The organism is Streptomyces calidiresistens (assembly GCF_014141525.1).
In the GTDB taxonomy this organism is placed as follows: domain Bacteria; phylum Actinomycetota; class Actinomycetes; order Streptomycetales; family Streptomycetaceae; genus Streptomyces; species Streptomyces calidiresistens.
Genome location: NZ_VKHS01001608.1, coordinates 1 through 401, shown reverse-complemented (window position 1 = coordinate 401; position 401 = coordinate 1). Strand labels below are relative to the sequence as shown.

At 73.6% G+C, this 401-nt stretch carries 1 pseudogene; it reads left to right on the top strand.

Features of this window, described 5'->3' with window-relative positions:
- Nucleotides 1–16: 16 nt before the first annotated feature.
- Nucleotides 17–401: pseudogene (locus tag FOE67_RS28480) on the top strand (hypothetical protein); the annotation flags it as partial.

Here is a 401-nt window from a genome sequence, read left to right as displayed (position 1 = left end):
CCCCTTCCCCCACCTGGTGGGCGACCCGCGCGACCCCCGACCCCGGCTGCGCCACCGGGGCCTGCTGCGCACCTACGCGGGCCACATCGAGGACACCCTGCTGCGGTTGAAGGACGACGGGCTGGTCCCCGACGTACGGGTGGAGGTGCGCGGCATGCCGCACCCGCCCACCGAGGCCCACTACCTGCTCAACGACACCACGGCCCTGACGGCCCATCTCCACCCCCGGCAGACCGTCGTCACCGACCGGTCCGACGGCACGCTCATGCGGGTGCGGGAGCTGTACGGCGAGGACCGCTTCTTCGTCACCGTCCGCGACCGCCGGGCGGGTCCGGCCGAGGAGGAGCTGTACGGCCGGATGCTGCACTCCTTCGAGGCGTACTGGCAGGAGGGGCGGGACG